Here is a 5,009-nt window from a genome sequence, read left to right on the forward strand (position 1 = left end):
CTTGCGCGCCGCTGCCGCCCGAAACTTCGACGATCTCGAAACCGCCATCGCAAACATCTGCAATCTCTACGACCCAAAGGAATGCTGGAACTATTTCAAGGAAGCCGGATATGTGTCAGATTAATCGCACGGTGCTCTAGGCGCCGGGTGCGGTCTCGGCAGCGGCGAGCGCTTCGCGGCGTTTCTCGGCGGCGGACTTCTTGACGCTATCGGACCGCAATTGTCCGCAGGCGGCGGCGATATCGCGGCCGCGCGGTGTGCGGATGGGACTGGCATAGCCAGCCTGGTTCACAATTTCGGCGAAGGTTTCGATCGTCTCCCAGTCTGAGCATTCGTAGGGGCTGCCGGGCCAGGGGTTGAACGGGATCAGGTTGATCTTGGCCGGGACGCCGCGCAGCAGGCGGACAAGGTCGCGCGCCTCTGCCGGCGTGTCATTGATGCCTTTCAGCATGACATATTCGAACGTCACCCGGCGCGAGTTGCCGCTGCCCGGATAGGCGCGGATCGCTTCGAACAGGGTCTGCAGGTCGTACTTCCTGTTGATCGGCACGAGCTCGTTGCGCAGGTCGTCATTCGTGGCGTGGAGCGAGATGGCGAGCATGGCATTGGTTCGCTCACCCAGTTCCTGGAGCTTCGGGGCGACACCGGCGGTGGAGACGGTGACACGACGCCGGCCGATGGAAATGCCGTCGCCATCGCAAATCGTGTCGATGGCAGCCGCGACATTGTCGAGATTGTAGAGCGGCTCGCCCATGCCCATGAAGACGATATTGGTGAGGCGGCGGTCTTCGGTTGAGGACGGCCATTCGCCGAGTGCGTCGCGAGCAATCATCACCTGGGCGGTGATCTCCTGCGCGGTGAGATTGCGCACGAGGGCCTGTGTGCCAGTGTGGCAGAAGGTGCAGTTCAGCGTGCAGCCGACCTGGGAGGAGACGCAGAGTGCGCCGCCACTCATGCCGACGCCGGGAATGTACACGCTTTCGCCTTCGACGCCGGGCGCAAAACGGGCGAGCCATTTCTGGGTGCCGTCTTTCGAGACCTGATGGTCGGCGATCTCCGGGCGGTCGAGCGTGAAACGCTGTGCCAGTTCGGCCCGCAATTCCTTGCCGATATCGGTCATGTCTTGAAAACCGGTGGCGCCGAAATACTGGCTCCAGCGCGAGATCTGCTTGGCGCGCATCGAGGCCTTCTTAGGGTCGAGACCCATGGCTTCGAGCTCGGCCTTTAGCGCGGGCAGGGGCATACCGGCCAGGGATTTGGGTCCCTGGGGCAGGTTGGGGCGCTGCGAAAGATCAAGTGTGGTTGTCATGAAATCGCGCTATAGCATGAGGTACTCGGCGCAGGAACCGCCGAGGGCAGGGCATTGTGAACACGATTTCATCTGGCGGCCTTCAATTTGCCACACGTGGAACCGAAAGCCCCGCTTACGCGTGTAAACGCTATCAACGGGGCTGACTGCGAAACGACGCCCAAATTCCGGAGGAACTCCATGAAACATCTCGTTCTGGGCGCGCTCGCGCTTGCCATGATCCCCGCCGCTTGTGAAACCGGCCCCAGCAACCGCGTCATGATCGGCACAGCCGCCGGCGCCATCGCCGGCGCCGGCCTGGGTACGCTCGCAGGTGGTGATGATGGCCGCAACGCAGCCATCGGCGCAGCTGTTGGTGCCATCGCCGGTGCTTCTGCAGGCGCCTACATGGACAAGCAGGAACGCGAGCTGCGCGCCGCCACTGCCGGTACCGGTATCGAAGTGGCCCGTAATGGCGACCAGATTGCATTGACCATGCCGTCGAACGTGACGTTCAACGTCAGCAGCGCCGAAATCCTGCCTGGCTTCTACCAGTCGCTGAACGATGTTTCGACGACGCTGGTCAACTACCCGTCGACCGCCGTCGACATCATTGGCCATGCCAGCTCTGACGGTGACGATGCCTACAACCAGGCCCTGTCCGAGCGCCGCGCGAATTCGGTCAAAGGCTACCTGATCAACCAGGGCGTGACACCGGTTCGTCTCCAGGCCTATGGCATGGGTGAAACCCAGCCGATCGCCGACAACTCGACCGATGCTGGCCGCCGTGCCAACCGCCGTGTCGAGATCATCCTGACACCGATCACCGAAAGCTGATCCGGGGCCTGAAAAGGCCGACAGACAAGACGCCCGTCAGCTTCGCGCCGGCGGGCGTTTTTGTGGCGCTAGACGGTGATGGCGGCGCGCATCGCGTCGACCGGGTCGCCATGGCGCTTGTTCATCATGGTCATCAGCTTGTCGCTGGCGCGGGACGGATGGCCGGTATTGGTCGGTGGCGCCGGGTCATACTCGACCGCAAGCTGGATCGCCTCGGCGGCCTGCTGCCCGCAGACGTCAGCCATTATGCCGAACGCGAAGTCGATACCGGCGGTGACGCCGCCGCCTGTATAGGTGTTGCCATCCTGAACCCAGCGGCCGGGTGCGTGCGTGGCACCGACCAGCGGGAGGAGCGATGTATAGGCCCAGTGTGTGGTGGCCTGCTTGCCGTCGAGAAGACCCGCCGCGCCGAGAAGGAACGCGCCGGTGCAGACCGAGGTGACATAGGTCGCGGCCGAGCCGGCTGAGCGGCCGAAGTCGAGTGTCTAGGTGTCGCCGATGGCTTCGACCACGCCAAACCCTCCCGGCACGACGATCATGTCGAGCGTGGGCGCGTTGGCAAAGGTGCCGGTCGGCACAAGCGACAGTCCGCAATCGCTCGGCACGGGATCCAGCGTCTTGGACAGGATGTGCGTGGTGGCGCCCAGCATGCGGTGCAGCACCTGCAATGGCCCGGTAAAATCGAGCTGGGTGACATTCGGGAACAGGACGAAACCTATATTCATTGGGCGCGCTCTCCGTGCAGTTTCGCTGCGGTCATAGGGGAATCGGTCGCCGCTGGCCATATTCGCTCTGGCCAATCGGGGTCGAAGTGTGGAACGTGTCGCGATGCCGAATCCAGACCCTCTCTCAAATCCCGGTGTGAAGCGCTTCGGCCGTCCCGCGCCCTATCGGGGAATCGGGTCTGAAATCGTGCACCTTCTGTGCGGATTTTACCTGTGGCTTGGCGGGTGGCGCCTGCTCGACGACTGGCCGCCAGACCGGAAAATGGTCATTATCGCGGCGCCTCATACGTCCAACTGGGACGGGTTCGACATGCTGGCCGTTGCGGGTTGGTACCGCGTGAAACTCAGTTATATGGGCAAGAAGTCGCTCACCACGGGGCCGTTTGGCTGGCTGGTGAAGCGTAGCGGGTGCGTGCCGGTGGAGCGGTCCAAATCAAACGATGTGGTCTCACAGATGAGCGCTGCGTTCGCCGCTGCCGACAGCCTGTTCCTGGCCGTCGCGCCGGAAGCCACCCGATCGCGCAATGCAGACTGGAAGAGTGGCTATTACTATATCGCGCATTCGGCCGGCGTGCCGTTGCTGATGTCGGTGCTCGACTATGGCAAGCGCACGGTGCGCCTGGCCGGGCCGCTGGCAACGAGTGGCGACTATGCCGCCGACCTGCCGAAAATACTGGCGCCGTATGCGACGGCCGAGGGGCGCAGGCCCGGCCAGTTCAGCATGCCCGAACCTGACTAGCGGCAGATCGTGGCGGCCTTGTCGATGGCGTCGGCGGATCCCTTCAGAGAGAAGTGATAGGCGACCTGCGTGTTGCGCGCGGAAACGGCTTCGACGCGGAGTTCGGAGCCCTTCTTGAGAGCATCGACAATGCGCCGGTCATCGGAATCGTCGGCAAAGGCTTCCGGTCCGACCGAGAACAGCGTCCACGACGAGCGGCCAATGCTGGCCTTCGCAGCCATGTCCTCGCGCAGGTCAAAGCCGACCTTCAGGCTTGGCTGGTTGCGGGCGCGGCCTGATTTCCAGCTAGTGACATAGTACCAGACTTCGCCGTGATTAGCCGAGCGGGGTGCCTTGTCGGTGGCGGTGGTGGCGGCATAGCAAACGGTTTCGCCGCCGCTGGATTCCGTGAAGACGGACCAGTCATTGTAGCGGCCTATGGCCGTGGGTTCAGCGTAGGCACACGGGATCGTGATGGCGGCGAGTGCGGCGAGAGCGGCAAGTCGATTGTGGCGCGGCATATGATATCGCATGGTGTAAACTTAGTCCCCGTGGCAAGCTTCAGGCCCAATCTTATGCCATCAGAGTTAAGGCCAAACTACGACGTTTTCGCACCTATCGCATCCATGCAGAATCACAGGCCATGTGGTTGCGCTCGGCCAGCCCACAACCGATAGTGCCCGACTGATGGGCCAAGGGGACCAGACTTGAGCGCGACGATTGTCCACACCGCTGACCTGGAGCAGCGTGAACGCCACGCTGATTGCATGGAGCGTATCGCCGCTGACGAATCGCGCGAGGCTTTCGCTGAACTGTTCGCCTTCTTTGCCCCGCGCCTGAAGGCTTACATGTTGCGCCTTGGCGCCGCCGAACCAGAGGCGGAGGAATTGACGCAGGACGTGATGATGACGGTCTGGCGCAAGGCGGGAATGTACGATCGTAAACAGGCGTCGGTCTCAACCTGGATCTTCCGGGTTGCAAGAAACCGCCGGATCGATGTCCAGCGGCGCACGTCGAAGCCGCCGCTTGAGCCGGACGAGCCGATGCTGCGGCCGGCCGAAGCCGAACAGCCCGACAGCGCCGTATTCCGGATGCAGATGGAAGAACAGGTGCGCGCCCAACTCGCCACCTTGCCGGATGAACAGCTGGCGCTGCTGCGGGCCGCCTTCTATGACGGCCTTTCGCATTCCGAAATTGCCCTGTCCCATGGCCTGCCGCTGGGAACGGTAAAAAGCCGCATCCGGCTGGCACTGGCCCGCCTGAGGGGAGGCCTTGATGACCCTGAATAACACTTTCGCGCCGACACCTGGAGCTGCCGCATGACCCGCCAGAATGATTTTCCGTTCAGCGAACTTTTCAGCGCCTATGCGGCCGGTGCGCTCGATGCGGGCCTTGCCTTGCTTGTCGAAACCCAAGGCGCGTTGCGGGCCGACATCAAAGA

Annotated in this window: 7 protein-coding genes and 1 pseudogene; 3 read left to right on the forward strand and 5 right to left on the reverse strand. The window is 62.8% G+C overall.

Annotation, left to right across the window (positions count from 1 at the left end; genetic code table 11):
* Positions 1-136: 136 nt before the first annotated feature.
* Positions 137-1,309, reverse strand: coding sequence for a 23S rRNA (adenine(2503)-C(2))-methyltransferase RlmN (gene rlmN, locus ACESNB_RS17605; protein WP_373009641.1), 1,173 nt, complete (start codon positions 1,307-1,309; stop codon positions 137-139).
* A 180-nt stretch (positions 1,310-1,489) separates the two neighbouring features.
* Here rlmN and ACESNB_RS17610 point away from each other — a divergent pair, with 180 nt between their 5' ends.
* Positions 1,490-2,125 (forward strand): OmpA family protein, encoded by a 636-nt coding sequence (locus ACESNB_RS17610; RefSeq protein WP_373009642.1) that lies wholly within the window; start codon positions 1,490-1,492, stop codon positions 2,123-2,125.
* Between the two features lie 68 nt (positions 2,126-2,193).
* Here ACESNB_RS17610 and ACESNB_RS17615 read toward each other — a convergent pair whose 3' ends face one another.
* From ACESNB_RS17615 to ACESNB_RS17625, 3 genes and pseudogenes are all read right to left on the reverse strand, one after another.
* Positions 2,194-2,370: a hypothetical protein gene (locus ACESNB_RS17615; protein WP_373009643.1), complete on the reverse strand. Its 177-nt coding sequence runs from the start codon at positions 2,368-2,370 to the stop codon at positions 2,194-2,196.
* Positions 2,371-2,376: 6 nt separating this feature from the next.
* Positions 2,377-2,589: pseudogene (locus ACESNB_RS17620) on the reverse strand (DJ-1/PfpI family protein); the annotation flags it as partial.
* A gap of 21 nt (positions 2,590-2,610) precedes the next feature.
* Entirely contained in the window at positions 2,611-2,850 is a 240-nt protein-coding gene (locus tag ACESNB_RS17625) for a DJ-1/PfpI family protein (protein WP_373009644.1), read from the reverse strand.
* A gap of 103 nt (positions 2,851-2,953) precedes the next feature.
* Here ACESNB_RS17625 and ACESNB_RS17630 point away from each other — a divergent pair, with 103 nt between their 5' ends.
* Positions 2,954-3,589 carry a 1-acyl-sn-glycerol-3-phosphate acyltransferase gene (locus ACESNB_RS17630; RefSeq protein ID WP_373009645.1) on the forward strand — a complete coding sequence of 212 codons (636 nt, stop codon included), beginning with the start codon at positions 2,954-2,956 and terminating at the stop codon, positions 3,587-3,589.
* Here ACESNB_RS17630 and ACESNB_RS17635 read toward each other — a convergent pair.
* The gene (locus tag ACESNB_RS17635; RefSeq protein ID WP_373009646.1) at positions 3,586-4,089 is read right to left on the reverse strand and encodes an invasion associated locus B family protein; all 504 of its coding nucleotides are present in this window, start codon (positions 4,087-4,089) and stop codon (positions 3,586-3,588) included. The two genes, ACESNB_RS17630 and ACESNB_RS17635, sit on opposite strands and share 4 nt — an antisense overlap.
* 186 nt (positions 4,090-4,275) lie before the next feature.
* On the opposite strand from ACESNB_RS17635, the gene ACESNB_RS17640 reads away from it, so the two are divergent.
* Positions 4,276-4,857: a sigma-70 family RNA polymerase sigma factor gene (locus tag ACESNB_RS17640; protein WP_373009647.1), complete on the forward strand. Its 582-nt coding sequence runs from the start codon at positions 4,276-4,278 to the stop codon at positions 4,855-4,857.
* Positions 4,858-5,009 lie beyond the last annotated feature (152 nt).

This window comes from Hyphomonas sp. (genome assembly GCF_041689225.1).
In the GTDB taxonomy this organism is placed as follows: domain Bacteria; phylum Pseudomonadota; class Alphaproteobacteria; order Caulobacterales; family Hyphomonadaceae; genus Hyphomonas.